The sequence below is a fragment of the Thioclava sp. F28-4 genome, from assembly GCF_002020045.1.
Classification (GTDB): Bacteria; Pseudomonadota; Alphaproteobacteria; order Rhodobacterales; family Rhodobacteraceae; genus Thioclava; species Thioclava sediminum.
The window spans coordinates 1-25,953 of sequence record NZ_MPZQ01000014.1 but is presented as its reverse complement, the minus strand read 5'-3'; the positions used below and the strand labels follow the sequence as shown (position 1 = coordinate 25,953).

The 25,953-nt window shown below is 64.8% G+C and carries 30 protein-coding genes and 2 tRNA genes; 17 read left to right on the top strand and 15 right to left on the bottom strand.

The genetic code is table 11. The annotated features are described in order from the left end of the window. Window positions 1-7 precede the first annotated feature (7 nt). Entirely contained in the window at window positions 8-847 is an 840-nt protein-coding gene (locus BMI87_RS19400; protein ID WP_078541306.1) for a universal stress protein, read from the bottom strand. A gap of 369 nt (window positions 848-1,216) precedes the next feature. Here BMI87_RS19400 and BMI87_RS19395 point away from each other — a divergent pair, with 369 nt between their 5' ends. Beyond that, window positions 1,217-1,639, top strand: coding sequence for a cytochrome c (locus BMI87_RS19395; RefSeq protein WP_078523152.1), 423 nt, complete (start codon window positions 1,217-1,219; stop codon window positions 1,637-1,639). 38 nt (window positions 1,640-1,677) lie between these two features. Then, window positions 1,678-2,103 carry a DUF2267 domain-containing protein gene (locus tag BMI87_RS19390; protein ID WP_078523151.1) on the top strand — a complete coding sequence of 142 codons (426 nt, stop codon included), beginning with the start codon at window positions 1,678-1,680 and terminating at the stop codon, window positions 2,101-2,103. A gap of 13 nt (window positions 2,104-2,116) precedes the next feature. Here the strand turns inward: BMI87_RS19390 and BMI87_RS19385 are convergent, their stop codons facing one another. Continuing rightward, the gene (locus tag BMI87_RS19385; protein ID WP_078523150.1) at window positions 2,117-2,788 is read right to left on the bottom strand and encodes a phosphoribosyltransferase; all 672 of its coding nucleotides are present in this window, start codon (window positions 2,786-2,788) and stop codon (window positions 2,117-2,119) included. Between the two features lie 227 nt (window positions 2,789-3,015). Between BMI87_RS19385 and BMI87_RS19380 the strand changes: the two genes are divergently transcribed. The 3 genes from BMI87_RS19380 to BMI87_RS19370 all read left to right on the top strand — a co-directional run bounded on the left by BMI87_RS19380 (window position 3,016) and on the right by BMI87_RS19370 (window position 5,503). Beyond that, window positions 3,016-3,726 (top strand): SDR family oxidoreductase, encoded by a 711-nt coding sequence (locus tag BMI87_RS19380; RefSeq protein ID WP_078523149.1) that lies wholly within the window; start codon window positions 3,016-3,018, stop codon window positions 3,724-3,726. Between the two features lie 19 nt (window positions 3,727-3,745). Further along, window positions 3,746-4,699, top strand: a complete 954-nt coding sequence (locus BMI87_RS19375; RefSeq protein ID WP_078523148.1) for an aldo/keto reductase — start codon at window positions 3,746-3,748, stop codon at window positions 4,697-4,699. 66 nt (window positions 4,700-4,765) lie between these two features. Beyond that, window positions 4,766-5,503, top strand: coding sequence for a sulfite exporter TauE/SafE family protein (locus BMI87_RS19370; protein ID WP_078523147.1), 738 nt, complete (start codon window positions 4,766-4,768; stop codon window positions 5,501-5,503). On the opposite strand, the gene BMI87_RS19365 is transcribed toward BMI87_RS19370, so the two are convergent. The 4 genes from BMI87_RS19365 to BMI87_RS19350 all read right to left on the bottom strand — a co-directional run bounded on the left by BMI87_RS19365 (window position 5,504) and on the right by BMI87_RS19350 (window position 9,393). Further along, window positions 5,504-6,103: a DUF2927 domain-containing protein gene (locus BMI87_RS19365; protein ID WP_078523146.1), complete on the bottom strand. Its 600-nt coding sequence runs from the start codon at window positions 6,101-6,103 to the stop codon at window positions 5,504-5,506. It lies immediately after the preceding gene. A gap of 161 nt (window positions 6,104-6,264) precedes the next feature. Next, on the bottom strand, window positions 6,265-6,702 hold the full coding sequence (gene aroQ, locus BMI87_RS19360; RefSeq protein ID WP_078523145.1) for a type II 3-dehydroquinate dehydratase: 438 nt from the start codon (window positions 6,700-6,702) through the stop codon (window positions 6,265-6,267). A gap of 64 nt (window positions 6,703-6,766) precedes the next feature. Further along, a complete protein-coding gene (locus BMI87_RS19355; protein WP_078523144.1) occupies window positions 6,767-7,591 on the bottom strand; it encodes a glycosyltransferase family 2 protein in 825 nt (274 codons plus the stop codon). 143 nt (window positions 7,592-7,734) lie between these two features. Next, window positions 7,735-9,393, bottom strand: a complete 1,659-nt coding sequence (locus BMI87_RS19350) for a BCCT family transporter (RefSeq protein WP_078523143.1) — start codon at window positions 9,391-9,393, stop codon at window positions 7,735-7,737. A 348-nt stretch (window positions 9,394-9,741) separates the two neighbouring features. On the opposite strand from BMI87_RS19350, the gene BMI87_RS19345 reads away from it, so the two are divergent. Then, window positions 9,742-10,944 carry a M24 family metallopeptidase gene (locus BMI87_RS19345; RefSeq protein WP_078523142.1) on the top strand — a complete coding sequence of 401 codons (1,203 nt, stop codon included), beginning with the start codon at window positions 9,742-9,744 and terminating at the stop codon, window positions 10,942-10,944. A gap of 122 nt (window positions 10,945-11,066) precedes the next feature. On the opposite strand, the gene BMI87_RS19340 is transcribed toward BMI87_RS19345, so the two are convergent. Next, window positions 11,067-11,156, bottom strand: a tRNA-Ser gene (locus tag BMI87_RS19340). Window positions 11,157-11,335: 179 nt separating this feature from the next. Here BMI87_RS19340 and BMI87_RS19335 point away from each other — a divergent pair. The 7 genes from BMI87_RS19335 to BMI87_RS19305 all read left to right on the top strand — a co-directional run bounded on the left by BMI87_RS19335 (window position 11,336) and on the right by BMI87_RS19305 (window position 18,263). Continuing rightward, window positions 11,336-12,436 (top strand): AI-2E family transporter, encoded by a 1,101-nt coding sequence (locus tag BMI87_RS19335; protein ID WP_078523178.1) that lies wholly within the window; start codon window positions 11,336-11,338, stop codon window positions 12,434-12,436. Between the two features lie 69 nt (window positions 12,437-12,505). Next, window positions 12,506-13,936: a YdiU family protein gene (locus tag BMI87_RS19330; protein ID WP_078523141.1), complete on the top strand. Its 1,431-nt coding sequence runs from the start codon at window positions 12,506-12,508 to the stop codon at window positions 13,934-13,936. 27 nt (window positions 13,937-13,963) lie between these two features. Beyond that, entirely contained in the window at window positions 13,964-14,683 is a 720-nt protein-coding gene (locus BMI87_RS19325; RefSeq protein ID WP_078523140.1) for an endonuclease/exonuclease/phosphatase family protein, read from the top strand. A 64-nt stretch (window positions 14,684-14,747) separates the two neighbouring features. Continuing rightward, entirely contained in the window at window positions 14,748-15,644 is an 897-nt protein-coding gene (locus BMI87_RS19320; RefSeq protein ID WP_078523139.1) for a DMT family transporter, read from the top strand. Window positions 15,645-15,748: 104 nt separating this feature from the next. After that, window positions 15,749-17,023 (top strand): phosphopyruvate hydratase, encoded by a 1,275-nt coding sequence (gene eno / locus BMI87_RS19315; protein ID WP_078523138.1) that lies wholly within the window; start codon window positions 15,749-15,751, stop codon window positions 17,021-17,023. Window positions 17,024-17,106: 83 nt separating this feature from the next. Beyond that, window positions 17,107-17,838, top strand: a complete 732-nt coding sequence (locus BMI87_RS19310) for a haloacid dehalogenase type II (protein ID WP_246832748.1) — start codon at window positions 17,107-17,109, stop codon at window positions 17,836-17,838. Then, window positions 17,835-18,263, top strand: a complete 429-nt coding sequence (locus BMI87_RS19305; RefSeq protein ID WP_078523137.1) for a cupin domain-containing protein — start codon at window positions 17,835-17,837, stop codon at window positions 18,261-18,263. The genes BMI87_RS19310 and BMI87_RS19305 overlap by 4 nt, the downstream gene beginning before the upstream one ends. On the opposite strand, the gene BMI87_RS19300 is transcribed toward BMI87_RS19305, so the two are convergent. Continuing rightward, window positions 18,264-18,710: a DUF4405 domain-containing protein gene (locus BMI87_RS19300; protein WP_078523136.1), complete on the bottom strand. Its 447-nt coding sequence runs from the start codon at window positions 18,708-18,710 to the stop codon at window positions 18,264-18,266. Between the two features lie 78 nt (window positions 18,711-18,788). Continuing rightward, the gene (locus tag BMI87_RS19295; protein ID WP_078523135.1) at window positions 18,789-19,898 is read right to left on the bottom strand and encodes an anhydro-N-acetylmuramic acid kinase; all 1,110 of its coding nucleotides are present in this window, start codon (window positions 19,896-19,898) and stop codon (window positions 18,789-18,791) included. 59 nt (window positions 19,899-19,957) lie between these two features. Here BMI87_RS19295 and tyrS point away from each other — a divergent pair, with 59 nt between their 5' ends. The 3 genes from tyrS to BMI87_RS19280 all read left to right on the top strand — a co-directional run bounded on the left by tyrS (window position 19,958) and on the right by BMI87_RS19280 (window position 21,686). Beyond that, window positions 19,958-21,208, top strand: a complete 1,251-nt coding sequence (gene tyrS, locus BMI87_RS19290; protein WP_078523134.1) for a tyrosine--tRNA ligase — start codon at window positions 19,958-19,960, stop codon at window positions 21,206-21,208. Between the two features lie 122 nt (window positions 21,209-21,330). Continuing rightward, complete coding sequence (locus BMI87_RS19285; RefSeq protein ID WP_371326894.1) at window positions 21,331-21,465, top strand: DUF4169 family protein; 135 nt, start codon at window positions 21,331-21,333, stop codon at window positions 21,463-21,465. Continuing rightward, window positions 21,462-21,686, top strand: coding sequence for a ribbon-helix-helix domain-containing protein (locus BMI87_RS19280; protein WP_078523132.1), 225 nt, complete (start codon window positions 21,462-21,464; stop codon window positions 21,684-21,686). The genes BMI87_RS19285 and BMI87_RS19280 overlap by 4 nt, the downstream gene beginning before the upstream one ends. Here BMI87_RS19280 and BMI87_RS19275 read toward each other — a convergent pair. The 3 genes from BMI87_RS19275 to BMI87_RS19265 all read right to left on the bottom strand — a co-directional run bounded on the left by BMI87_RS19275 (window position 21,662) and on the right by BMI87_RS19265 (window position 23,607). Then, complete coding sequence (locus tag BMI87_RS19275) at window positions 21,662-22,489, bottom strand: 1-acyl-sn-glycerol-3-phosphate acyltransferase (protein ID WP_246832747.1); 828 nt, start codon at window positions 22,487-22,489, stop codon at window positions 21,662-21,664. The two genes, BMI87_RS19280 and BMI87_RS19275, sit on opposite strands and share 25 nt — an antisense overlap. Then, entirely contained in the window at window positions 22,486-23,262 is a 777-nt protein-coding gene (locus BMI87_RS19270) for a GNAT family N-acetyltransferase (RefSeq protein ID WP_246832746.1), read from the bottom strand. The genes BMI87_RS19275 and BMI87_RS19270 overlap by 4 nt, the downstream gene beginning before the upstream one ends. A gap of 165 nt (window positions 23,263-23,427) precedes the next feature. Beyond that, a complete protein-coding gene (locus tag BMI87_RS19265) occupies window positions 23,428-23,607 on the bottom strand; it encodes a DUF3553 domain-containing protein (protein ID WP_093477165.1) in 180 nt (59 codons plus the stop codon). Between the two features lie 25 nt (window positions 23,608-23,632). On the opposite strand from BMI87_RS19265, the gene BMI87_RS19260 reads away from it, so the two are divergent. After that, window positions 23,633-24,247: a histidine phosphotransferase family protein gene (locus tag BMI87_RS19260; RefSeq protein WP_078523131.1), complete on the top strand. Its 615-nt coding sequence runs from the start codon at window positions 23,633-23,635 to the stop codon at window positions 24,245-24,247. Window positions 24,248-24,271: 24 nt separating this feature from the next. On the opposite strand, the gene BMI87_RS19255 is transcribed toward BMI87_RS19260, so the two are convergent. The 3 genes from BMI87_RS19255 to BMI87_RS19245 form a co-directional block, all read right to left on the bottom strand. Next, window positions 24,272-25,537: a glutamate-5-semialdehyde dehydrogenase gene (locus BMI87_RS19255; RefSeq protein WP_078523130.1), complete on the bottom strand. Its 1,266-nt coding sequence runs from the start codon at window positions 25,535-25,537 to the stop codon at window positions 24,272-24,274. Next, window positions 25,534-25,794, bottom strand: a complete 261-nt coding sequence (locus BMI87_RS19250; RefSeq protein WP_078523129.1) for an RND transporter — start codon at window positions 25,792-25,794, stop codon at window positions 25,534-25,536. The genes BMI87_RS19255 and BMI87_RS19250 overlap by 4 nt, the downstream gene beginning before the upstream one ends. Before the next feature lie 82 nt (window positions 25,795-25,876). Further along, window positions 25,877-25,953, bottom strand: a tRNA-Asp gene (locus tag BMI87_RS19245).

Below are 25,953 nucleotides of genomic sequence, written 5' to 3'. Positions count from 1 at the left end.
GGCTCACCTATTTTGAGAACAGCACCGGCAGGTGGGATTTTTCCAACAGGCGCGTGGTCACCGCGCCGATCACGAAGTCATAGAGCCGCGAATGACCGTAAGCGCCGACGGCGATCATCTCGGCCCCGCGTTCGCGCGCGGTATGGAGCAACGCATCGCCCGCTTCCGAGGTCGTCTTCATCCGATCCAGAAGGGTTACATCGAAGCCGCGCCGGTCCAGCGCCGCCGCGAGGTCGTCGCGCAGATCGTCCACGGCCTCCCGCTCGCCTTCCGACGGCGACACGGAAAGCAGATCGATCCGCGCACCATGCGCCGCAAGATAGAGCATGTCATGCACCGCCCGCATCGCCTCGCGGCTGCACGAAACGCCGACGAGGATATGCTGCGCGGGGTTGTTCAGTTGCGCAGCCTCGCTCACCACCAGCACCGGACGCCCGGCCTGGCGGATCAGCTGCTCTTGCATACGCACATCGCCCGCGCGCCCGGAATGGGCCGGCACCCGGGCAGAGATGACGAGGTCGGCGGCGCGGCAGCTATCGACGAGAAAATCGATCAGCGCGTCACGCACACCACTGGGGGTTCGAAATTCGCCCTGCACATCTTCGGCCTTGAGCGCATGTTCAAACGTCTCGCGGATCTCAGCCGCCTCCTTGCGCTGCCAGTCGACGAATTCTGGATAGACGATCGGATCGCTCGCCAGATCGCCGCCCAACAGCGGCAACGGCTCGACGCCATGCGCCCCGATCAGATGCGCCTCGAAGCGGCGACACAGCGCGGCCGCCATCGGGGCGAGCCAGCGGGCTTCGTCTGTGTCAAGAAAGGCTGCGGCGAGGGTTCGCGGAATCATCTTGGGGCTCCTGAGTGGGTGGCATCGCGCCAAGACTGCGCCGCTGCCCGCGCGGCGGCATTGATCACGCGCAACGTCCAAGCGGTTCATGCGCCTCGGGCCGCTGGCCGCCGCTATGCGCGCCGTCAATGCGGGTGCCGCGCCGGTCGTGAGAGGCTTGAACTCGTTCCACCGAGACACTTCGCACGGGAGATCCAGCATGTCTGAGCGACGGGGTCCTGACCGTGACCCTGCCGAAAGCCGCCGAAGCGCGCGAGAAAGATCGCCGCAACGACGTCAAGGCGCGGTGAGCGCGCATCACCCGGGCGGCCCTTCGCGCCCCGAACTGTCAGCGCGACGGGCCGCCCCCTGAACCGGAAGGACAGTCCGATGACCAGAGCCATTCTTGCAACCCTCGCAGCCCTCGCATGGGCCCTGCCCGCGACTGCGGAAGAGACCTCCAGCAGCCCAATGACCGCGGCGCAGATGGGGGCCGATCTTTACCAGAACTGCTGCGCCACCTGCCATGGCAAGAGCGCTGCGGGCGACGGGCCGCTCAGCGAATATTTCACCACTCAGGTGCCGGCACTGACCCAGCTTTCGGCGAATAATAATGGTGAATTCCCGCTCGCGCGGGTCGTGCATCTGATCGACGGCGGCCAGCAGATGCCCTTCCACCGGGGCGCGATGCCCAGCTTCGGCCCGACGATGATGGAGGAGACCGCAGGCACGGTCGGTGCGCTCAACGCGGAGGTCTACACGCGCGGGCAGATTCTGCTGATCGCGGAATATCTCGCAAGCATCCAAAGCTGAGGCAGCGTCCTCAGCCATCCATTCGGGAGGTTTGACCGATGAAAGTGACCGGCCTGAGTGCCATCGACCACGCTCCGCAGATCGTGGCGGAATGGCTCAACGATCTGGAATATCGCTTGGACAACAAGGACCGCAGCCACGCCTATCTGCTGCTGCGCACGACCTTGCACGCGATCCGCGATTTCCTGACCACCGCGGAAGCTGCCGATCTCGGGGCGCAGCTTCCGGTGCTGCTGCGCGGGATTTACTACGACGGCTTCGTACCCTCGCGCCAGCCCGCCCATCCGCGCAATCGCGACGCTTTTGTCGGCCGGGTGGCGGAGGCGTTTGCCGACCGACCGCTCGACGATCCCGAAGCGGAAGTGGCGGCGGTGTTCGATCTGCTGCATGAGCGGATTTCCGAGGGCGAATATCGGCAGGTGACGCAAGCGATGCGCCACTCGCTGCGCAGCCTGCTCGCTTGACCGAGAGGGGCTGCTACGCCCGATCCTTGCCTAACGGTCGCGCCTGCGCCGTGGCGAGGATTTGCGCGACCTCCGCATCGGGAACCTGCCCGAAATAGGTGTAATAGGCCCCGACCGCCCCAAAATACGACGGTACCAGCGGGCAGATCACCCGGTCGGCCTCGGTGCGGATCGCCTCCAGAGCGTCCTCTGACGCGACCGGGATCGCGCAGACCAGCTCTTCGGGACCGGCGGCCCGCACCGCCCGCAGCGCCGCGCGCATCGTAGCCCCCGTCGCCACCCCGTCATCCACGAGGATCGCGACCCGCCCGGCCAGCGGCAGCCCCGGTGCGCCGTAGCGCTTGATCCGGTCCGCGATCACCTCGCGCTCGCGGGCGGCGAGGCGCTCCAGCGTGGCCGCATCGCAGCCACTCGCGCGGATTACATCGGCATTGCGCACCAGCACCTCGCCACGCAGCCCCGCGATCGCCGCAAGCGCCACTTCGGGATTGCTGGGCGCGCCGAGCTTGCACACGAAGACAAGATCCAGCGGCAGATCCAGCCGCTCGGCCACCTCCCAAGCGACCGGCACCCCGCCACGCGGCAACGCAAGCACCACCGCGTCGCGCCCGCGATAAGCTTCAAGCTGACGCGCGAGGACGATCCCCGCCTCGGTCCGGTCGGTATAGCCTTCGAGATCACTCATGCGGGCCTCCCCTGCCCATGGACGCGGTCGGAAGCCAGAGTGCCGTGCCATCGAGGGCGCGGCATTGATCTTCAACAACGGGACACCGACGCAATCGCCGCCTAACTGCGCCTTGCTCCGCACAAAGTGAAAAGAAATTCGGGACCGCCGCACCCGCGGCCCTATGTCGATTTGGAGCGGCTGTGGCGTGCTCGAACGCTGCGGGTCCAAAGCAGGAGACCTTCGCCATGAGTTTGAAAGATAACCGTATTCTCGTCGTGGGCGGCTCTTCGGGCATCGGCTTCGGCGTGGCGCAGGCGGCGCTCGCGCGCGGCGCACGGGTCACAATCGCCTCGCGCTCGGCGCAGAAGGTCGACGAGGCCTGCGAACGGCTGGGCGGTTCCGTCGAGGGCGTGACGCTCGACACCGGCGATGCCGCCGCACTGGAGGCATTCTTCGACGAGCGCCCCGAGTGGCACCACATCTATTGCTCGGCGGCCAGCACCAAGGTCGCCGCGGTGAAGGATTTGCCGCTGGAAGACGCACAAGCCTCTTTCGAGTCGAAATTCTGGGGCGCTTACCGCCTCGCCCGCGCGGCCAAGGTCGCGGAAGGCGGATCGCTCACTTTCACCTCGGGTTTTCTGTCGCAACGGCCCAAATCCGGCGCGGCGATCCAGGGCGCGATCAATGCAAGCCTCGAAGGGCTGACCCGTGGCCTCGCGCTGGAATTCGCGCCGGTGCGGGTTAACTGCATCTCTCCCGGGCTGGTGAAAACCGAGATGTATGACACGCTCGAGGGCGATGGACGCCGCGCGATGTTCGACAATGCGGCCGAGCGTCTGCCCGTGGGTCAGGTCGGCCTGCCCGAACATATCGCCATTCAGGCGCTCGCCCTGATGGACAACCCTTACATGACCGGCTCCACCGTCTTTGTCGAAGGCGGCGGGTTGCTGGTCTGAGCAAGCGAAAGGACCTCCCATGAAACGCACCCCCTTGGGCACGACAGGCTTTGAGATCGCCCCCATCGTTTTCGGCGGCAACGTGTTCGGCTGGACGCTGGACGAGGCCGAGAGCTTTCGCATCCTCGACGCCTTCATCGACCACGGGTTCGATGCGATCGACACCGCCGATGTCTATTCGAAATGGGCCGAGGGCAATTCGGGCGGCGAATCCGAGACGGTTCTGGGCCGCTGGTTCGAGGCGCGACCGGGCATGCGTGACAAGGTGAAGCTGTTCACCAAGGTCGGCTCGGATATGGGCGGGCCGGGCGAAAAGGGCCTCGGCGCGGAGTGGATTTCCAAAGCCATCGACCGTTCGCTGGAGCGGCTCAAGACCGATCACGTCGATCTCTATTTCTCGCATTGGCCCGATGACAGCGTCAGCCATGCCGAGACGTTGGCCGCCTATGACAAGCTTCTGAAGGCAGGCAAGGTGCGCGCGATCGGGGCGTCGAATTACGATGCCGATCTGCTGACGGCGGCGCTGGAGACCGCCGATGCAGAAGGTTTGCCGCGCTATCAGGTGATCCAGCCGGAATATAACCTTTATGACCGTGACGGTTTCGACGGGCCGCTGCGCGATCTGTGCCTGCGCGAGAATATCGGCGTCGTCACCTATTTCTCGCTCGCCGCCGGGTTCCTGTCGGGCAAATACCGCTCGAAAGCCGATCTGGAGGGCCGCAAGCGCGGCGGGATGGTCGAGAAATACCTGACCGATCGCGGCATGGCGATCCTCGGCGTGCTCGAAGATGTCGCCAGCCAAAAAGGCGCGAAACCGGCCGAGGTCGCGACTGCATGGTTGATCAACCGCGAGGGCGTCAGCGCCCCGATCGCGAGCGCCACCAGCTTGTCGCAAGTGGAAAGCTTCGCGAAAGCCGTCGAAATGAGCCTGACCGACGAAGAGATGCGCCGCTTGACCGATGCGGGCGCTTAATCTTTCCTAACACTCGGGTGGCCGCCGGGCCGCCCGATCCTCCCCTCCCGACCGGACGCCGTTTACATGTATGAAACCGTATTGCTGATCGTGGCGGCTCTGATCGTCGGGATGTCGAAGGGTGGGCTTTCGACCGCCGCGGCCATCGCGGTGCCGATGCTGGCGCTGTTCATGAACCCGGTGAAGGCGGCGGCGACGCTGCTGCCGGTCTATATCGTGACCGATTGGGTGGGCGTCTGGCTCTACCGCCACCATTTCTCGAAGCGGAACCTGTTCATCCTCGTGCCTGCGATCCTCGCGGGCGTCGCCATCGCGACGCTCATCACGCCCTACACACCCGAATGGGCGCTGCTGATCTTCACCGGGCTGATCGGGATCTGGCATGTCGCGCGGGCGTGGTTAAAGCGGCATGACGATAGCCAAGCCGAGGCCCGTATCGTGCCGGGGCTGTTCTGGGGGACACTGACCGGGATCGCGAGCTTCATCACCCATTCCGGCGCGCCGCCGGTGCAGGCTTACCTCCTGCCGCAAAAGCTGCCGAAGCTCGAATTCGCGGGCACCATCGCCATCGCCTTCGCGATCGGCAATATCGTGAAACTCCCTGCCTATTGGGTGATCGGGCAACTCGACGGGCTGAACTGGTCGCTCGTCGCGGGACTTGCGGTGGCGGGGATCGCGGGCACCGTTGCGGGGCGCTGGCTGACCGCGCGGCTGTCGCAGCAGCTCTACATGCGGGTCATCCAGATCATGCTGGCGGTGCTGTCGGTTCTGCTGCTGATCCGCGGCGGGATGCAGGTGATGTGATCAGCGCGGCGGGTAATGGCTGCGCAGCGTCATCGCGTCCTGCCCGATCAGCCGCGTGACCGAGTTCCCGTTTTCCGAGAAGATCGAGCTTTGCGTATAGTACGGGTCTTCCAGATCGGTCGAGAAGCCCAGCGATTGCACGATTTCCTCGAGTACGACCGAGCGGATGTCGCGCATCTGGATGTCGCGACTGAAGGCGATATCGGCATCGGTGATCCGGCCCGTATTCGTCTGCCAGTAGAAGGTAACTTTCGCGACCGTGCCCGGTCCTAACCGCCTGCCGTTGAGGCGCATCGACGGCGTTCCTCGCACGGTGCCGCCCACGGGCGTATCGGTCAGATAGAGATTGATGTCGGCGGGACGCGCCCCGGCATAGCTCAGATGCAGCGCGGCGCCGGTCTTGTTGATCTGGTCGATAGCCGCGCGGGCGGCCTCTTCGATGGCATGGGCGCGCTTGGCGGGGAAGTGCTTCGAGCGGAAGGCGATGCCCACCGTGAGATCGCTGCACTTGCTCGCGGCCCATCGGCGATAGGGCAAGGTGCAGGCGCCCCCGGGTCGCGCGGCGCAGGCCATCGCCCGGTAGAAGTCCCGATCGCTCATCTTGCCGGAATTGGCGATGTTGCGATCGGCGGCGGTGTCGCGCGCCTGCGCGGGGAGCGCGAGGCTGAGTGCAAGCGCAAGGCAGGTCGCGCCGGGGGCGACGCCGCGGGCAATACTTATTGATTTATCAAACAGTTGAAGACCGATCTTAAAGCCCCCTCTTAACTCAGAACCGAACAGGCGCGGCGGGTGGCGAGGGCGTAACCCTCGATCCCGAAGCCCGCCAGAACCCCCTCCGCCCGCTGCGAGATGAAGGAATGATGGCGGAAGCTTTCGCGTTTGTGAACATTCGAAATATGCACTTCGAAGACCGGCCCCTCGAACGTGTTGAGCGCATCGAGGATCGCGACGGAGGTGTGGGTATAGGCGCCGGCGTTGATCACGATCGCGCAGGCCGCGTCGCGCGCACGGTGGATCTGCTCGACGATTTCGCCTTCGAAATTCGACTGGAACAGCTCGACCTCGAAGCCCCTGAGCTGCGCCTCCTCGCGGCAGATCCGCTCCACGTCCTCGAGCGTGTCCGAGCCGTAAATCTCGGGCTGGCGCTTGCCCAGAAGGTTCAGGTTCGGGCCGTTGAGGATATGGATGGTCTTCGACATTCTGCGCTCCGGATGGCGCGTGGGACGGGCGCGCCCTGCCCCCAGCGCGGATCATTTCCCCAAGCTATAGGACCTTGCGCGGGTTCACGTCCAGCAAAAGGGCGTGATCGGCAGGTGTGGTGGCGCCTTGGTCACGCTCGACGAACTGGCGCAGCTTGGAGAGGTTCTTGCGCGCGAGCACGCCGAGCGCCGAGACTGGCCCACCCAGATGATTGGCGCGGATCGCCCGATAATCCTCGACCATCTTGCGCCGCAGATGCGCGAGCGAGCGGTTGCTGACGCCGCCCAGCCGCATCTTGTAGAGAAGCTCGGGCAGATAGACCGCGCGACCTTGGAGCGCGCTGAAGACACGCAGCATGAAGTCGTAATCCGCCGCGATCCGGTAAGAGGTGTTAAAGCCTCCCAGCCGCGCATAGGTAGCGCGGCGCAGGTAAAGCGTGGGATGTGCAGGCGCCCAGCCCCGGCGCAGCTTGGCCGGGGTGAAGCCGCCATTGGCCCAGTGACGGATCACCGTATCAGGGTCGCCGCGCAGGACATAATCGAGATTGGCGAAGACGGCCTCGACCTGTGGATCCGCAAAGGCGGCGGCGACATGGGCCAGCGCATCACGATGGGCCAGCATATCATCGGCATGAACGAAGCCGACGACCTCGCCCGTGGCCCGCGCGATACCCTTGTTGAGCGCATCGTAGAGGCCCGCATCAGCCTCGCTAAAAGCTATCATCCGGGAATGGCGCGCAGCCTCGATCGCCGCGAGGGAGCCGTCGCGCGAGCACCCCTCGATGATAAGATGCTCGAGATCGCGGTGGTTCTGCCGTGCGACCGAGGCGATGGCATCGCCGACGGTGTCCTCAGCGTCATAGACCGCAGTAATCAGGGAAATCTTCATCGACCTTACCCATCCGTTAGGAATTCACCTAACGCTGCGTCAACACGATTAAGAAATCCCTAACGCCACTCTGGCCCCGCCAGCGCGCCGCATGAAAAGGCCGGGCGCTGTGGCCCGGCCTTCTCTCGTCTTCGATCTTGCAATCACTCGGCAGGGTTGGCTTGCGCCCCTTGCGGTGCCGGCGGCGGGGTCGGATCGGCCCCGTAGAGATCGCCCGGCAATTCGGAGGGCATCGCGTGATCGGCCTCCTCGTCGCTCTGGTAGCGCTGGTTGTGGCGATAGAGCATCAAGGGGTCCCATCGCAGCGCCTTCAGCAATCCGACGAGGATGAAGAAGCACACGATCGCGAAGGGGAAGCCCGCCACGACCGCCGCAGCCTGCAGCGCGTTCAGACCGCCTGCGAGCAGCAGCACCGAGGCCACCGCGCCTTCCGTGATCGCCCAGAAGATCCGCTGAACCTTCGGCGGATCGGCATCGCCGCCCGCGGTCAGCATGTCGATCACGAAGGAGCCCGAATCCGAGGAGGTCACGAACCACATCACGATCAGGATCACCGTGAAGCCCGACATCACCTTCGCCGCCGGGAAATGTTCGAGCAGCGCGAACATCGCATCGCCATAGGCATTCTTCGTCGCATCCACGATAGTGCTGTCACCGCCCAGCGAGATGTCGAGCGCGGTGCCGCCAAAGGCGCAGAACCAGAAGAACATGATCGTCGTCGGCAAGAGCATCACGCCCACCACGAATTCGCGGATCGTGCGCCCTTTCGAGATGCGCGCGATGAAGACGCCCACGAAGGGCGACCAGGAGATCCACCACGCCCAGTAGAAGATGGTCCAGCTATTCTGCCACGAGCCGTCCTTCTGCCACGCCTCGGTCCAGGAGCCCCAGCTGACGAGCTCCGCAATGTAATCGCCATAGCTTTGGACGAAGAGGTCGAAGATGAAGATGGTCGGGCCGACGATCACCATGAAGGCGAGGAACACGATCGAAAGGCCGATATTGAGGTTCGACAGCCGCTTGATCCCGCCATCGAGGCCCGCCACGACCGACAGGGTCGCCGCCGCCGTGATGCAGGCGATGATGATGATCTGCACGAAGGGCGATTGGTCGATGCCGAAGACGGTGCCGAGGCCCGAATTGATTTGCATCGCGCCCAGACCCAGCGAGGTCACGATGCCGAACATGGTGCCGAAGACCGCGAGAATATCGACCGCGGAGCCCCACGGCCCGTAGATCTTCTCGCCCAGAATTGGATAGAGCGCCGAGCGGATCGTCAGCGGCAGGCCCTTGCGGAAGTGGAAATAGGCCAGCGCCAGCGCCACGACCGCATAGATCGCCCAGGCCTGGAAGCCCCAGTGCATGAAGGCGATGGTCATCGCTTGCCGGGCGGAGGCTTGGGTTTCCGCCTCGCCGACGGGCGGGGCGAAGAAGTGATAGAGCGGCTCTGCCACGCCCCAGTAGATCAGACCGATCCCGATCCCCGCCGAGAACAGCATCGCCGTCCATGAAAAAAGCCCGTAAGCGGGCTTGTCGGTCATGCGACCCAGTCGGATATCGCCATAAGGTCCGAAGGCGAGAAAGACGGTTGCGGCAAGGAATAGGTTCACCTCGACGATCAGCGCCCAACCGAGGTTGGTGGCGAGCCAGTCCTGCAAGCCGGTGAAGAGCGCCTTGGCCTGATCGCTGAACATGGCGCCGAAGATGATGAACCCAATGATGAGGACCGCAGAGACGAGGAACACCGTCTTGTGGACCTTGGGGAATATGAACAGCCGTTCTTGCGGCATCTTATCGTGCATTGGTCTCCCTTTCTGTTGGTGCGCCGGATCGCGTCGGTTGACGAGACTGGGCGCCCAATCCCCGCACGTCTCGGCAGGGTTCCCTCGGATCGATCAATGTTCCATGCGTGCGCCGGGTTCCGCCGATTTGTGAAAAAGCAAATCGCACGCGACGGAATGGAGGGGCTTGGCAGCGAGGAGATTTTCGCCCAATCTGCCGCGCAGGGCTGAAGGCGATGGCGTCGCCGGCGCAGCTTGCGCCCGCCCTGTCTCACCCATCCTGCACGCCGGGATCTTGCTTTGTCGCAGCGCGCGACGGGGGAAGATCGTCCCTCGGCGCGCTGTGGCCTCTGATAAGGAAGAGTGCCGATGGACCGTCCTGCTTTTTACCGCTTTCACCAAGGCGAGCGCATCCTGCCCTTCGCCGCCACCGAATACGACGCACGGCTCGCGGGTCTGCGCGCGGCGATGACCGAGGCGGGCATTGATGCCTGCCTGTTCACCTCGATGCATAACATCGCCTATTACTCGGGCTTTCTGTATTGCGCCTTCGGGCGGCCCTATGCGCTGGTCGTGACGCCGACCGACAGCGTGACGATCTCGGCGGGGATCGACGCCGCGCAGCCGTGGCGGCGCTGCCGTGGCGATAACATCACCTATACCGACTGGGCGCGGAACAATTACTGGCGCGCGATCGCGTCGGTCACGGGCAAACGCCGCGTGCTGGGCGTCGAATCCGATCACCTGACGCTTGCGCAGGCGGCGCTCCTGCAGGATTTCCTCGAGCCCTCGCAGACGCATGACATCGCCCCCGCCACGATGCGGCAACGGATGCACAAATCGCCCGCCGAGATCGCCCTGATCCGGCAAGGGGCGGCCGTCGCGGATGTGGGCGGCTATGCGATCCGCGAGGCGATCCGCGAAGGTGTGCGCGAAATCGATGTCGCGATGGCGGGCCGCGACGCGATGGAGCTGGAGATCGCCAAGCGCTTTCCCGAGGCCGAGTATCGCGACACCTGGGTCTGGTTCCAGTCGGGGATTAACACCGACGGCGCGCATAACCCGGTGACGGGGCGCGTGTTGCAGCGCGGCGATATCCTGTCGCTCAACACCTTCCCGATGATCTCGGGCTATTACACGGCGCTGGAACGGACGCTCTTCGTGGGCGAGGTCGACGACGCCTCGCGCACGATCTGGGAGGCAAATGTCGCCGCCCATGAATACGGGATGAGCCTGTTGAAGCCCGGTGCGAGCTGCGCGGAGGTGACGGAGAAGATCAACGCCTTCTTCGCCGAGCGTGATCTGCTGCAATACCGCACCTTCGGCTATGGCCACAGCTTCGGGGTGCTCTCGCATTACTACGGGCGCGAAGCGGGGCTGGAGCTGCGCGAGGATATCGACACGGTGCTGGAGCCCGGCATGGTGATCTCGATGGAGCCGATGCTGACGATCCCCGAGGGCCAGCCCGGCGCGGGCGGCTACCGCGAGCACGACATCCTCGTGATCACCGAGGATGGCGGCGAGGACATCACCGGCTATCCCTACGGCCCCGCGTTCAACGTGGTAGGCTGAGGTGACCCGAACACGCGGGCGGCCCGCCTGCCCGCGTGACTACGAGACCGCGTGGACATGACCGAAAAGAGATCGCGCGCGGCCTGCGCAAAGCGGGTATTATTGGCGAATACTGGGGGTAATGGCGGAGCGGAAGGGATTCGAACCCTCGAGACGGTTCCCCGCCTACACACTTTCCAGGCGTGCGCCTTCGACCACTCGGCCACCGCTCCGCCGGCGGGTTTATCCGCAAATCCGGGCGGGATGCAAGACCCGATCCGGAATAATGCGCAGGTCATGAAAAAGCCCTTAAATCACGCGGGTTCGGCGCTTGCGCGCCTGCGCGGCGGCTCCTAGCATAAGAAAAACCGGTTACGACCCCGTCAGGGTCAGGCACAGGAAGATGATGAAGATGAAGGACACTCCCGATGAGGGCCACCCTGCCCTGATCGATGGGCGCGCGTTCGAGCCGCGTGCGCTCACCAATGTGCTTCTGGGCATCATCGCCTTCGCGCTGGCGCTGTTCCTGATGGTGCAGGCGAAGTTCATCCTGATCTCTCTGGCCATCGCGATCATCTTGTTCTCGCTGACCTCCGAGGCGATCAACGCGGTCGGGCGGCTGCGCATCGGGCCGGTCTCGATTCCGCCGCGTCTGGCCTCGCTGGTGGCGCTGGCGCTGATCGCGGGCGGGCTGCTGACGCTGAGCGCGGTGCTCATCTCTCAGGTGAACACAGTCGTGACGATGGTGCTGAACTATGCGGGCCCCGCGCAGCAGGCGATCGCGCAGCTCTTCGGCTGGATGGGCCCTGAGGTCGAGCAATCGGTGCTGGAATCGATGCAGAGTATTCAGGTGGCGGGCTATCTGACCACCTTGGCGGGTCAGGCCTCGAACCTGCTGTCGGCCACAATCCTGATCATCCTCTTCGTGGGCTTCCTCTTTGCCGAGCGGATCTGGTTCGATGCCAAGCTCAACTCGCTGATGGGTGATTCCGAGAGCGCCGAGCGGATCGCGCGAATGGTCGGCACGATCATGCGCCGGGTGAACCACTACCTTCTCGTGAAAGCCATCGTCAGCGCGGTCACCGCCGTCGCGGTCTATGGCGTCTTCACCGTGGGCGGGTTCGATCTGGCGCTGCCCGTCGCGATCATCACCTTCGCGCTGAACTTCATCCCTTCGATCGGCTCGATCATCGCAACCGTCATCGCGACGCTCGCGGTCTATGTGCTGACCCAGAACCCCTATACCGCGGGCACGGTGCTGGTCGCGGTCGGCATCCTGCAATTCGTGATCGGCAACGTGATCGACCCGATGCTGATGGGCCATGCACTGCGGCTGTCGAGCTTCGGGATCATCATCTCGCTCGCCTTCTGGGGCGCGGTCTGGGGGCTGCCGGGGATGTTCCTCGCCGTGCCGATCATGGTGGCGCTGATGATCATCTGCGCGCAAAGCCCGCGCCTGAGGCCCCTGGCGGTGCTGCTATCGCGCGAAGGTCTGCCCGATATGGACCATTGAGGGCTGCGGGTCGCGCGCGGGGATTGGATTGACCGGCACATGGCTTAGATAGGGAGGCAAGGAGACCCCATGACCATTCCCTTCGACAACAGCTATGCCCGCCTGCCCGACAGCTTCTTCGAGCGTCAGCCGCCCCAACCGGTGAAAGCGCCGGAACTGGTTCTGCTGAACCGTGACCTTGCCGACCGTTTGGGGCTCGATGCCGATTGGCTGGAAAGCCCCGAAGGTCTCGCGATGCTCGCGGGCAATACGATGCCCGAAGGCGCCGAGCCGATCGCGCAGGCCTATGCGGGCCATCAGTTCGGCGGCTTCGTGCCGCGTCTGGGCGACGGGCGCGCGGTGCTGCTGGGCGAGATCGTGGCGCCGGACGGCGCGCGGTTCGATCTTCAGCTGAAAGGCGCGGGCCGGACGCCGTTTTCGCGCGGCCGCTCTGACGGGCGGGCGTGGATCGGCCCGGTGCTGCGCGAATATGTGCTCAGCGAAGCGATGGCGACGCTGGGCGTTCCGACGACGCGCGCGCTGGCCGCCGTGCGCACGGGAGAGACGGTGGTGCGCGATGCCTCGGGCCGCCCCGGTGCGATCCTGACCCGCGTCGCGCGCAGCCATATCCGCGTCGGCACCTTCCAGTATTTCGCGGCGCGCAATGACCGAGAAGGATTAAGAACGCTCCTCAACACATTGATAGAGCGCCACTATCCCGATTGCGAAACACCACTTGAGGTGCTGCGAGCGGTCGCAGCAAAGCAAGGCGAGCTGGTCGCGAAATGGATGGCGATCGGCTTCATCCATGGCGTGATGAACACCGACAACATGGCGCTGTCGGGAGAAACGATCGACTATGGCCCCTGCGCTTTCATGGACCACTACCATCCGGGGCGCGTCTTCTCTTCCATCGACCAACAAGGGCGTTATGCCTATGCGCGCCAGCCGCAAGTGGCGGTCTGGAACCTCGCGCAATTCGCGACCTGCCTGATGCCGCTCATCGGTGACGATGATGCCGCCATCGAACAGGCGAGCGCCGCGGTCGACAGCTTCATCGGCGTCTATCAGCGCGAGTGGCTGCGACTGATGGGCCGCAAGATCGGCATCGCGGAAGCGACCGAGGACGATCTGCCACTGATCGAGGATCTGCTGAACCGCATGTCGACCGAGAAAGCCGATTTCACGCGCGTGTTCAGTGCGTTGCGGCGCGATCCTAAGGCAGCGAGCAAGGAATTCACCGAGCCGATGGCCTTTGATCTCTGGCGCGAGGGCTGGGAAAAGCGGATCGCCAGCGAGGATGATCCGCACTCCGTCATGGCCGCCGCGAACCCGCTGCGCATCCCGCGCAATCACCGGATCGAGGAAATGATCGCGGCGGCTGTCGAGGGCGATGACGGCCCGCTTCACACTCTCATGGACGCGCTTGCGGACCCCTATGCGGAAGATCCGCGTTACGCCGAGTATGAAGCCGCGCCGAAATCCGATGAACGGGTGTATCGGACCTTCTGCGGCACATGAAGATCACCCTGTAAGGCACTCATAAAAATGACACTTCGGATCGCTTCCTACAATCTGCACAAATGCGTGGGGACCGACCGCAAGCACGATCCGGCGCGGGTCGTGAATGTCATCAATGCGCTGCACGCGGATGTGATCGCCTTGCAGGAGGTCGACAAGCGCATGGGCGAGCGACCGGCGGCGCTGCCGCAAAAGCTGATCGAGGAAGAAACCGACTTCATCCGCCACGACATGCCCCGCACCACCGCCGCTTCGTTGGGCTGGCATGGGCAGGTCGTGCTGGTGCGGCGCGGCTCGCGGGTGCTGGGGGTCGAGCCGGTCACCCTGCCCGGCCTCGAGCCACGCGGCGCCATCGCGGTGAATATCGCCCCCGACAGCGGCGCGCCCTTCCTGCTGATCGCGGCACATCTGGGGCTGCGGCGCACGGATCGGCGCGCGCAATGGGCGCGGATCGCGGAGATCATGGCCGGGGTGAAGCCGCACCCCGCGCTCGCCATCGGCGATTTCAACGAATGGCGCGCGCGGCACGGGTTCGAGGCGCTGACCGGGTTTCACATCCACGCGCCGGGCGCGACCTACCCCTCGCGCGCGCCGATCGGCCAACTCGACCGGATCGTGACCTCGCCGGGGTTGCGGGTGGTGCGCAAGGGCGTACTGGATACGCCGCTGGCGCGGGTGGCCTCGGATCATCTGCCGATCTGGGCCGATATCGGCGGCATCGTCACCCGCGCGCATCCCAGTTCGTGACGCGCCTTGAAGGCCGATCACGCCCGCGCTAGGTGGGCCTTGACCATCCGGTCAGGAGCGCCCCATGACACCCGAACCCACCGACCACGACAACCTGCGCGGCTCGATGCTGATGATCCTTGCGATGGCGGGGTTTGCGCTGGAGGACATGTTCATCAAGATGCTCGCGGGCGACTGGCCGGTAGGGCAAATTCTCGCCGCCGTGGGGCTTGGCGGCGCGACGATCTTCGCGGTGATCGCCAAGCTCAAAGGCGAACGGATCTTCACCCGCTCGCTGCTGTCCTCGGCGCTCTGGCTGCGCAACGTTGGCGAGATCGTCGGCACCGGCTTCTTCGTGTCCGCCGTGGCCTTCACCCCGCTGGCCCAGGCGACTGCGATCCATCAGGCGACGCCGCTTGCGACCACACTTGGCGCGGCGATCTTCCTTAAGGAGCGGGTCGGCTGGCGCAGGCTCTCGGCCATTCTGATCGGCTTTCTGGGTGTGCTGGTCGTGATCCGACCCGGCACCGAGGAATTCTCGATGCTCTCGCTTCTCGCGGTCGGCGCGGTCATCGGCCTGTCGATGCGCGACGTCACCACGCGACGCGTGCCGCGCGACGTGACCTCGCTGCAGGTGGCGACGCTGGGCTTCTTCTGCGTGTTGCCGCTGGGGTTGGTGCTGCTGGCCGTGCTCCCCGAGCCGATCGTCACGCCCGCGCCGATGGATTGGCTCTATCTGCTGGGCGCGCTCGCGATCGGGCCGGTGGGTTATTACGCGCTGATCGCCTCGGTGCGGCTGGGCGAGATCGCGGTCATCATGCCGTTTCGCTATTCGCGCCTCGCCTTCGCCGTGGTGATTTCGACCGTCGTTTTCGCCGAGCCGCCGGATCGCTGGACGCTGATCGGCGGGGCGGTGATCGTGGGCTCTGGCCTCTACGCGCTGTGGCGGCAGGCCAAATTGCGTCGTGAAGACCGCCGTTAGCGGTAACATTTCTTCCAGAAATCGCCCTTACGGCCTTTTCGCAGGCGCAGCACGGGTGTATGCACCTAGCCAAGCATCAACCGGAGCCCGAGGAGAGCGCCCCCATGAGCACCATCATCGACATCCACGCCCGCGAGATTCTCGACAGCCGTGGCAACCCCACCGTCGAAGTCGACGTGATCCTCGAAGACGGCACGATGGGCCGTGCGGCCGTGCCGTCGGGCGCCTCCACCGGCGCGCATGAGGCGGTCGAGCGCCGTGACGGCGACAAGGCCCGCTACATGGGCAAAGGCGTTCTGGAAGCGGTGATGGCCGTGAACGGCGAGATCGCGGAAAACCTCGTCGGCGAGGACGTCACCGAGCAGGTCGAGATCGACCGCGCGATGATCGAGCTCGACGGCACCGAGAACAAGGGCCGCCTCGGCGCCAACGCGATCCTCGGCGTCTCGCTCGCCTGCGCGAAAGCGGCGGCCGATTTCTCGACGCTGCCGCTTTATCGCTATGTCGGCGGCACCTCGGCCCGCGTCCTGCCGGTGCCGATGATGAACATCATCAATGGCGGCGAGCATGCCGACAACCCGATCGACATCCAGGAATTCATGATCATGCCGGTCTCGGCGGGCAATATCCGCGACGCGGTGCGCATGGGTTCGGAAGTGTTCCACACGCTGAAGAAAGAGCTTTCGGCGGCGGGCATGACGACGGGTCTGGGCGATGAGGGCGGGTTTGCTCCGGAACTCAGCTCGACCACCGCCGCGCTCGACATCATCCTGAAGTCGATCGAGAAAGCGGGCTACAAGCCGGGCGAGGACATCTACCTCGCGATGGATTGCGCCTCGACCGAGTATTACAAGAACGGCAAATACGAGATGAAGGGCGAAGGCCTGTCGCTGACCTCGGAAGAGAATGTCGACTATCTCGAGAAGCTGCTGGGCGCCTATCCGATCATCTCGATCGAAGACGGCATGGCCGAAGACGACTGGGAAGGCTGGAAGCTCCTGACCGAGCGTCTGGGCGACAAGGTGCAGCTGGTGGGCGACGATCTCTTCGTGACCAACCCGACGCGTCTGGCCGATGGCATCAAGCAGGGCGTCGCGAATTCGATGCTGGTTAAGGTCAACCAGATCGGCACGCTGACCGAAACGCTGCAGGCCGTCGATATGGCGCACCGCGCGGGCTTCACCAATGTGATGAGCCACCGTTCGGGCGAGACCGAGGACGCGACCATCGCCGATCTCGCGGTGGCCACCAACTGCGGTCAGATCAAGACCGGCTCGCTGGCACGTTCGGACCGGCTCGCGAAGTACAACCAGCTGATCCGTATCGAGGAATCGCTGGGCGAGACCGCGGAATATGCGGGGCGTTCGATCCTGCGCTAAGCGTACCTTGAATTGAGACACCCAAGCCCCCGGCGGAGCACGCGCTTCGCCGGGGGTTTTCGTTTCGCCTTCGGCGAGGATATTTGAGCCAAGCCGAAGGGGCGATTGCGCCGCGCCGCGATCCGCGTCACTGTCGGGCCATGATCAAGGCTCTGATTTTCGATGTGTTCGGCACCTGTGTCGATTGGCGCAACTCGGTCGCGCATGAGGTGGAGATCGCCTTTCCCGGGATCGATTCCCTTGCCTTCGCCGATGCGTGGCGCGCCGAATACGATCCTGCGATGCGGCGCATTCGCGACGGCGGGCGCGGCTACGTGGCGCTCGATGATCTGCATCGCGAGAACCTACACCGGGTGGCCAAGCGCTTCGCGGTTTCGGCGCCCGATAGCCTCTCGCATGTCTGGGAGCGGCTCAACCCTTGGCCCGATGTGGTCAGCGGTCTTCACGCGCTCAAGCGCCATGCGATCATCGCGCCCTGCTCCAACGGGTCCATCGCGCTGATGACGCGGCTTGCGCGCCATGCGGGGCTGCCGTGGGATTGCATCCTGGGCGCGGATATCGCGCGCGACTACAAGCCCAAGCCTGAGGTCTATCTTGCCTCCTGCGCCGCGCTGCGCCTGCCGCCCGAAGAGGTGATGATGGTGGCCGCGCATAACGACGACCTCGCAGCGGCCCGGGCGCTGGGGCTACAGACCGCTTTCGTGCCGCGCCCCACCGAATACGGGCCCGCTCAGGACAAGGACCTTGTGCCGAGCGAGGAATGGGATGCGATCGCGCCCGATTTCGAGACGCTGGCGAAGGAGCTTTTCGCATGAGTGAGGCCGACGCGATCATCGAAGCCCTCGGCCTCGCGCCCCATCCCGAGGGCGGGCATTTCCGCCAGACCTGGGAAGCCGAGGCCGCAGATGGCGCGCGCCCGGCGGGCACCTGCATCTACTTCCTGCTCAAGGCGGGCGAGCGCAGCCATTGGCACCGGGTGGACGCGACCGAGATTTGGCATTTCCACGCAGGCGCGCCGGTGCAGCTCGATATCGCGCCGCAGGAGGCGGGGCCGGTGCTGGAACTGCTGTTGGGGCCCGACGTGCTTGGCGGCGATCAACCGCAGGGGATCGTGCCCGCGGGCCAGTGGCAATCGGCGCGCTCGACCGGGGCGTGGAGCCTCGTCAGCTGCACCGTCTCGCCGGGCTTTCGCTTCGAGGGGTTCGAACTGGCCCCGAGAGGCTTCGACATCCCCCGCTGATCACCAGAGCCCGATGCTCGCCCAACGCGAGAGCTGATCGAGCCAGCTGATCGGCGGCCACCAGAGCAGCGTCAGCACGATCACCGCGACGACCAGCCCGACCGCCAGCGCCAGTTCACGCCGGTGGCACAGCGTCTGCGCCGCCGCCGACCAGAGCAGGTTGCGGATCACCGGCCAATGCAGCTTGATGTGCCAGACCCCGGCGAAGATGAAGAGCACCCCCATCGCGAGGTGCAACAGCTCCCAATCGGCGCGGTTCAGCGCGAGGAGCGACCAGTCGATATCCCGCGCCACCCGGCCCGAGGGCGCGATGCTGACGACGAGGCCGGAGACGACCATGACGACGAAGCTGAGCCCCGCGAGGAAGACCGCCGCGGCCCGGTTCGAGAACGGGGCCTGCTTGCGCGCCTGCGGCGTGGGACAGGGATCGGTTGGAGTTTGAGACATCGAATTACCCTCTGCGTTGAGGCGGATCCTAGCGCCGTCCGCCGCGGCGCGGCATGATCGGCGTCAAGTGATGCGAAATTAGCCGGGCCGCGAGACCTTGCCGCCGCCGATCAGCGCCGGAACCCCGGTCGTGGAGGGTCCCGAGGTCGCCATGCCGCGCGCGACCCGCACCGCGAGATAGGCGAAGGCCTGCGCCTCGAGCATGTCGCCGTCGAGCCCGATATCCTCCACCGGCTGCACCGGCACGTTCATGCGCCGCTGCAACGCCACCATCAGCGCGGTGTTGAGCCGCCCGCCGCCGCAGACATAGATCGCCTTGGGCGGCGTCGGGTAATGCTCGCCCGCGCGCGCGACCGAAGCAGCCGCACAGGCTGTCAGCGTGGCTGCCGCATCCGCATCATCCAGCTCCGCCACGCGGGTCAGGATGTCATGGAAATCGTTCCGGTCGAGCGATTTCGGCGGCATTTTCAGGAAATAGGGATGCGTCAGGAAGGCCTCGACCATGGCCTTGTCGACCGTGCCCGCCAGCGCCAGTTCGCCGCCCGCATCGAACTCGGCCTTGCGCCGGAGCCGCATCAAGTCGTTGATCGGCGCGTTGGCAGGGCCGGTATCAAACGCCAGAACCGCACCGGGCACCTCTGCCGAAGGTTGGCGCGGATCGACCCAGGTGACATTGCCGACGCCGCCGAGGTTCAGAAACACCGCCGGCGCATCGAGCTTGGCGTATTTCGCGCAGGCGAAATGGAAGAACGGCGCGAGCGGCGCGCCCTGCCCGCCCATCTCCACATCGGTGGAGCGGAAATCCCAGACCACCGGGCGCGACAGCACCTCGGCCAGAACCGAGCCGTCGCCTGCCTGATGGGTGCGGCGCGGGCCCTGCATCCCGTAGGGATCATGGGCGAGCGTCTGGCCGTGAAACCCCACGACCTGCGCCTCTCCCAATCCGCTGAGCAGTTCCGCATGGGCGGTCTCGACCACCTCGCAGGCCTCTTCCACACCCGCCTCTCCGGGCCAATGCCCGAGAGCTGCGTGGAGCGTCGCACGCTCGGCCTCGGTATAGGGGCGGTAGTCGCTGCGGCCGAAATCGAGAATGCGGGTTCCGTCGGTCAAAACGAGCGCCGCGTCCACCCCGTCCAAGGACGTGCCCGACATGGCGCCAACTGCCCAGACCGGCCCGGATTTCAACATGGCTTCCCTCTCGTCGCCTGCCCCGATATACGCACGCTCAGACGAAAGGAACAAGCACGATGACCTACCATCCGAAATCAGACTTCATGCGCGTGATGATCGAGCGGGGCTTTCTGGCCGACTGCACGGATTATCAGGGGCTGGACGAGGCTTTGGCGAAGGGGGTCGTGCCGACTTATATCGGCTATGATGCGACGGCGAAGTCGTTGCATGTCGGCCACCTGCTGAACATCATGATGCTGCGCTGGCTGCAAAAGACCGGCCACAAGCCGATTACCTTGATGGGCGGCGGCACCACGAAGGTCGGCGATCCGTCGTTCCGCTCCGATGAGCGCCCGCTGCTGACGCCCGAAGCGATCGACGAAAACATCGCCGGGATGAAGCAGGTCTTCGCGAAATACCTCGATTACGGCGACGGACCGACCGATGCGCTCATGCTGAACAACGCGGAATGGCTCGACGGGCTGAACTACCTCGAATTTCTACGCGATATCGGGCGGCATTTCTCGGTCAACCGGATGCTGTCCTTCGAGAGCGTGAAATCGCGGCTGGATCGCGAGCAATCGCTGTCCTTCCTCGAATTCAACTACATGATCCTGCAGGCCTATGACTTCCTCGAACTGAACCGCCGCTACGGCTGCCTGCTGCAGATGGGCGGCTCGGACCAGTGGGGCAATATCGTCAACGGGATCGACCTGACGCGCCGTGTGCTCGATCACGAGATCTACGGGTTGACCTCGCCGCTTCTGACCACCTCGGACGGCCGCAAGATGGGCAAGAGCCAGGGCGGCGCGATCTGGCTGAACTCGGACATGCTGAGCCCTTACGAGTTCTGGCAGTTCTGGCGCAACACGACCGATGCCGATGTGGGCCGTTTCCTGAAGCTTTACACCGAGCTTCCGGTCGAAGAATGCGAGCGTCTGGGCGCGCTGGAAGGCTCCGAGATCAACGCGGCGAAGGTGCGTCTGGCCAACGAGGTCACAGCGCTCTGCCACGGCTGGGACGCGGCGCATGCCGCCGAGGCGACCGCGCGCGAAGTCTTCGAGAAAGGTGGCGTGGGCGACGACCTGCCGACGCTCACGCTGACGGTCGAGGAACTGGGCGACGGGATCAGCCTTGCACAGCTCGTCGTGCGCTCGGGCCTTGCGAAATCGGGCAAGGACGGCAAGCGGCTGATCGCGGAAGGCGCGCTCAAGGTCGATGACGAGACCTGCGCCGATCCGGGCCGTATGTTCACCGCCGCCGATCTGGAGACCCCGGTGAAGCTGAGCGCGGGTAAGAAGCGCCACGCGCTGGTCGAAGTCGAATAAACCCTTCGGGCGCGCCTCATGCAGGCGCGCCCAAGCCCCTTTCCCGATCCGATCGGCTGTGGCACTCTTTGCTTATGAGCAAGGTCACCAATCTCAATCAGTTTCGCAAACAGCAGGCCCGCGTGAAGAAACGTGAGCAAGGCTCTGTGAACGCTGAGAAATTCGGACGTAGCAAGGCAGAGAAGACGCTTCAGGAAAGCCGCGCCACGAAAGAGCGGCGCGATCTCGACGGGCATCAGCGCGAGCACGACGAATGAGCCGACCGAAGAAACGCTCCCTGACGCTGGGCGGGCATCGCACCTCGGTCACGCTGGAGGATGAATTCTGGCGTGCCTTCCGCGACATCGCGACCGAAAAGAACCTTGGCCTCAACGAGTTGGCAGCCGAAATTGATGTGGATCGCGGCACCGAGACGGGCCTTGCCACGGCCATCCGCCTCTACGTTCTGGCCTATTACCGGGCGCGCGCGATCTCGTAAGGCAGGCCCCGACGCACCGCACTTTCCGCCGCCCAAGCAAGCTCCTTGCGCGAGCGATAGTCGGAGACGGAGAGCGGCGTGTGAAACACCACCTCGACCGCGCCCTGCCGCTTCTGGGCCAGCACTTTTATCAGATGCGGCCCGAAGCCCATATCGCCCCACCAGCCATAGAACCGCACGTCCTCGCCCGCGGGGGGCGTGTAGACGACGGTGACCGGCTGGATCTGCATCACGCGCTCCAGCCCGTGGCTGTAGAAGGCCTGAAACAGCGTCGGCTTGAAGGGCAGCACTCGGCGCGCATCGGTCGAGGTGCCCTCGGGGAAGAACAGCAGGTGATGGCCCGCGCGGATGCGTTCCTCGAACAGCTCCTGCTGCGTCTTGGCCTCGCGCGGGTCGCGCTTGATGAAGACGGTGCCCGTTGCGCGGGCGAGCCAGCCGACGAAGGGCCAATTGGCGACCTCGGCCTTGGAGACGAAATAAACCCGCTGGCAGGCGTTGAGCGCAAAGATATCGAGCCACGACCCGTGATTGGCGACCACCGCGCCGATCTTGGTCATCGGACGCCCGGTGACGCTGTATGAGAGCCCGAGGATCGGGAAGCTCATCCGGCACACCGCCTGCGTGATCCACGGCGTCCAGGGCCGCGCCAGCCCGTGAACCGGGCGCTCCACCAGCCGCACCAGCAGCAGCACGATCAGCCCGATCAGCAGCATCAGCCCCCAGATCAGACCGCGCAACACAGCCCGCGTCCAATCGAGCGCGCCAAGCGGTTTGGGATCGGGCTCGTCCTCGATCCAGCTCACGCGCGGCCCTCGAAACGACGGGTGTAGAAGCTGCGATGCTTGTCGCTCATCGCTTTGGTATCCATCAGCAAAAGGACATCGGTGGTGTTGAAGGGACGGTCGATGAAAGCTCCCTCGCCCACGAAACCGCCAAGCCGCAGATAGGCCTTGATCAGATTGGGCATCTGAGCCAGAGCCGCGCGCCGATCCAGCGCCTCCTCGGGCACGAGGTCCATCGGCTGATAGGCTTCGGGCCGTGCGCGTGGGCGCATATGTTCAGGCGCAAGATGATGGTGATGCAGCCAGGAGAGCGGCGCTTTCAGTATCTCGGCATCGGTGCCGTGGAAGGAGGCCACGCCGAAGAGAATCTCGATGTCATGGGCCAGCACATAATCGGCGAGCGCGTTCCACAGCAGCAGCATCGCCGCCCCGCCGCGATAGTCCGGATCGACGCAGGAGCGGCCAAGTTCCAAGAGCTTGCGGCCCGTGCCGATCAGCGGCGAGAGATCGTATTCGCTGTCGCAATAGAATTGCCCCGCGCGCTCCAGCCGATCCGAGGGCAGAAGCCGATAGGCGCCCACCACATGCTCGCCTTCCGCGCGTGCGGGATCGACCAGCAGCAGGTGATCGTAGACCGGGTCGAGCCGGTCGCTTTCCAGACGATTTTCGTGATCGACCGTCTCACCGCCGCCGCCGAGCTCTTCGACGAAAACGCGGTAGCGGAGCCGCTGCGACGCCACGAGATCGGCGGCATCACGGGCCAGCCTGATTTCGAATGCGGCGCTGTCGATCACGGGCGTCCTCCTGCCGATCTTCGCTGGCCCGGTTTAGAAAGCCGCGCCCGGATTGGCAATATCGCGCGGTGCGCGCCGTGTCATCGGCGCATCACGGAGGGTTCAATCGCCACATCCCAAGGTTGAAGGTTTCCCACACGACCTCACGAAGCTGTTAACCATTCGTCAACTTTGTTCAGAGAAAACCAATTCCAGCGCGACCCGCCGCCCGTCCAGGACAAGCTTGCCTTGATGCTCAAAATTTACCGTCACTTTTTCGCCGATACGCGATTGAACCTGTCCGGTGCCCCAGTCGGGCTGGGCCGGGTTTCTGACCAGCATGCCGGGTTCGAGAATTTCATAGATCACATTTCACCTATTGGAGAGTTTAATGCCATTCGAGACCGCCAATGCCGGTACGGACGACGATGATTTGACGGCCCTTGTGGGCTCGCGCCTGTGTCATGACCTTATCAGCCCGATCGGGGCGATCGGCAATGGGGTCGAATTGCTCACCATGACGAGCGATGCGCCCGGGCCCGAGGTCGAGTTGATCGCCCAAAGCGTGGCGGCGGCGAATGCGCGCGTCAAGTTCTTCCGGGTGGCCTTCGGGCGAGCCGGCGCGGAACAACAGCTTGGCGAGGCGGAAGTCGCCGGAATGTTGGGCGAATTATCGGCGCAGAGCCGTCTGGACTACGAGTGGAAAGTGCCGGGCGATGCACCGCGCGCCGAGGTGAAGCTGGCGTTTCTCGCGATGCTCTGCCTGGAGACCGCGCTGCCCTTCGGCGGCACGCTACGCGCGCTGCCCTGCGGCGATGGCTGGATGATCACCGCGCGGTCCGAGAAAGCGCGGCCTGACCGGGAGTTTTTCGCCGTGCTCGACGGGGCCCAGATGGAACTGACGCCCGCGCGGGTGCAATTCGCGATTCTACCGCGCGAGGCATCGCGGCAGGGCCGCAGGCTCGACTGGTCGGTCGACGCCGACGGCGGCACGATCGCGTTCTGAGGTCTCAGGGATGTTCGGTGCGCCTTAAGGGCGCACCGTGCCATGCCCCGTCACTAGATATTTGAACGACGTCAGTTGCTCGGCACCCACCGGGCCGCGCGCATGCATCTTGCCAGTCGCGATCCCGATCTCTGCGCCCATCCCAAACTCGCCGCCATCGGCGAACTGGGTCGAGGCGTTGCGCATCAGGATCGCGCTGTCGAGCCGCTCGAAGAAGCGGTCGGCAGCGGCGTCATTCTCGGTCAGGATCGATTCCGTATGCTGGCTGCCATAGCGGCGGATATGTTCGATCGCGCCATCCACGCCATCGACTATCTTCGCCGCGCAGATCATATCGAGGAACTCGCGCCCGAAATCTTCCGCGCTCGCCTCGATGACGCCCTCGATTTGCAGCAGATCGCCCGTGCCGCGCACTTCGACGCCAGCCTTGAGCAAATCTTCGATCAGCACGCCTCCATGTTTCTCCCAGAAGGCGCGGTCGATCAGCAGACATTCCATCGCACCGCAAATCGCGGTGCGCCGGGTCTTGGCGTTCACCACCACGGCCCGCGCCCGCTCCAGATCGGCAGCCCCGTCGGCATAGATATGGCAGATGCCTTCGAGATGCGCGAAGACCGGCACGCGCGCCTCGGCCTGCACCAGCCCGACGAGCCCCTTGCCCCCGCGCGGCACGATCACGTCTATGTATTCGGTCGCGCGCAGCATCTCGGCCACGGCGGCGCGGTCGCGGGTGGGCACAAGCTGGACCGCCGCTTCGGGCAGCCCCGCGGCGCGCAGACCTTCGAGCAGGCAGGCATGGATCGCGCGGCTGGAATGGAAGCTCTCCGAGCCGCCGCGCAGGATCACCGCATTGCCCGATTTCAGACACAGCGCGCCCGCATCCGCGGTCACATTGGGCCGTGATTCATAGATCACGCCGATCACGCCAAGCGGCGTGCGCACGCGCTTGATATGCAGCCCCGAGGGCATGTCCCATTCCGCGATCGTGTCGCCCACCGGATCGCGCTGCGCAGCCACCGCCCGCAGACCCTTGGCGATCGCCTCGATCCGCGCGTCGTCCAGCATCAGCCGGTCCATCATCGCGGGGCTCAGCCCCTTCTCCGCGCCGTAGGCCATATCCTCGCCATTGGCGGTAATGATCTCGCCCTTGCGCGCGAGCACCGCATCGGCGGCCGCTTCCAGCGCCTTTTTCTTCACCTCAGCGCTGGCGAAGGCCAGCTCCGCCGCCGCCGCACGCGCGGCCGCGCCCATCGTCTCGATCAGCCCTTTGGCGTCCATGTCGTCTTTCATTGCGCACCTCTACCGGATTTCCCGGTCTGTCCCGTCTTCACCCATTGCGCCAGCTTCACCGCCAGCACGATCCACGGCAGCCCGTGCATCACCAGATCGAACCAGTCGATCGGACGCACCAGCGTACCCGCCATCAACATCTTCAGCTTTTCCCAGATATGTGGCTCTGGGGTGAATGGTGCGAGACCGAGCAGTGCTGCGAAAAGCACCGCCTGCAGCAGGGTGATGTGGTCGAAAACCTGTTTGATCCAGCGCATACGCTCCTCCCGAAACTTCGCCCGGATATAAGCGACAGATGCGCGTTTCACAAACGCAACTTTACCGTAAAGGAGGGGAAAGTGGCGCGGTTGACGGGGCTCGAACCCGCGACCCCCGGCGTGACAGGCCGGTACTCTAACCAACTGAGCTACAACCGC

Bases quoted from the DNA above. Each gene is read 5' to 3' on its own strand.
- eno (WP_078523138.1), top strand. From the start codon at position 15,749: ATGAGCACCATCATCGACATCCACGCCCGCGAGATTCTCGACAGCCGT.
- BMI87_RS19400 (WP_078541306.1), bottom strand. From the start codon at position 847: ATGATTCCGCGAACCCTCGCCGCAGCCTTTCTTGACACAGACGAAGCC.
- BMI87_RS19390 (WP_078523151.1), top strand. From the start codon at position 1,678: ATGAAAGTGACCGGCCTGAGTGCCATCGACCACGCTCCGCAGATCGTG.
- BMI87_RS19380 (WP_078523149.1), top strand. From the start codon at position 3,016: ATGAGTTTGAAAGATAACCGTATTCTCGTCGTGGGCGGCTCTTCGGGC.
- BMI87_RS19370 (WP_078523147.1), top strand. From the start codon at position 4,766: ATGTATGAAACCGTATTGCTGATCGTGGCGGCTCTGATCGTCGGGATG.
- BMI87_RS19300 (WP_078523136.1), bottom strand. From the start codon at position 18,710: ATGTCTCAAACTCCAACCGATCCCTGTCCCACGCCGCAGGCGCGCAAG.
- tyrS (WP_078523134.1), top strand. From the start codon at position 19,958: ATGACCTACCATCCGAAATCAGACTTCATGCGCGTGATGATCGAGCGG.
- BMI87_RS19350 (WP_078523143.1), bottom strand. From the start codon at position 9,393: ATGCACGATAAGATGCCGCAAGAACGGCTGTTCATATTCCCCAAGGTC.
- aroQ (WP_078523145.1), bottom strand. From the start codon at position 6,702: ATGTCGAAGACCATCCATATCCTCAACGGCCCGAACCTGAACCTTCTG.
- BMI87_RS19335 (WP_078523178.1), top strand. From the start codon at position 11,336: ATGAAGGACACTCCCGATGAGGGCCACCCTGCCCTGATCGATGGGCGC.
- BMI87_RS19320 (WP_078523139.1), top strand. From the start codon at position 14,748: ATGACACCCGAACCCACCGACCACGACAACCTGCGCGGCTCGATGCTG.
- BMI87_RS19255 (WP_078523130.1), bottom strand. From the start codon at position 25,537: ATGAAAGACGACATGGACGCCAAAGGGCTGATCGAGACGATGGGCGCG.
- BMI87_RS19280 (WP_078523132.1), top strand. From the start codon at position 21,462: ATGAGCCGACCGAAGAAACGCTCCCTGACGCTGGGCGGGCATCGCACC.
- BMI87_RS19330 (WP_078523141.1), top strand. From the start codon at position 12,506: ATGACCATTCCCTTCGACAACAGCTATGCCCGCCTGCCCGACAGCTTC.
- BMI87_RS19385 (WP_078523150.1), bottom strand. From the start codon at position 2,788: ATGAGTGATCTCGAAGGCTATACCGACCGGACCGAGGCGGGGATCGTC.
- BMI87_RS19325 (WP_078523140.1), top strand. From the start codon at position 13,964: ATGACACTTCGGATCGCTTCCTACAATCTGCACAAATGCGTGGGGACC.
- BMI87_RS19375 (WP_078523148.1), top strand. From the start codon at position 3,746: ATGAAACGCACCCCCTTGGGCACGACAGGCTTTGAGATCGCCCCCATC.
- BMI87_RS19395 (WP_078523152.1), top strand. From the start codon at position 1,217: ATGACCAGAGCCATTCTTGCAACCCTCGCAGCCCTCGCATGGGCCCTG.
- BMI87_RS19250 (WP_078523129.1), bottom strand. From the start codon at position 25,794: ATGCGCTGGATCAAACAGGTTTTCGACCACATCACCCTGCTGCAGGCG.
- BMI87_RS19345 (WP_078523142.1), top strand. From the start codon at position 9,742: ATGGACCGTCCTGCTTTTTACCGCTTTCACCAAGGCGAGCGCATCCTG.
- BMI87_RS19305 (WP_078523137.1), top strand. From the start codon at position 17,835: ATGAGTGAGGCCGACGCGATCATCGAAGCCCTCGGCCTCGCGCCCCAT.
- BMI87_RS19355 (WP_078523144.1), bottom strand. From the start codon at position 7,591: ATGAAGATTTCCCTGATTACTGCGGTCTATGACGCTGAGGACACCGTC.
- BMI87_RS19260 (WP_078523131.1), top strand. From the start codon at position 23,633: ATGCCATTCGAGACCGCCAATGCCGGTACGGACGACGATGATTTGACG.
- BMI87_RS19365 (WP_078523146.1), bottom strand. From the start codon at position 6,103: ATGAGCGATCGGGACTTCTACCGGGCGATGGCCTGCGCCGCGCGACCC.
- BMI87_RS19295 (WP_078523135.1), bottom strand. From the start codon at position 19,898: ATGTTGAAATCCGGGCCGGTCTGGGCAGTTGGCGCCATGTCGGGCACG.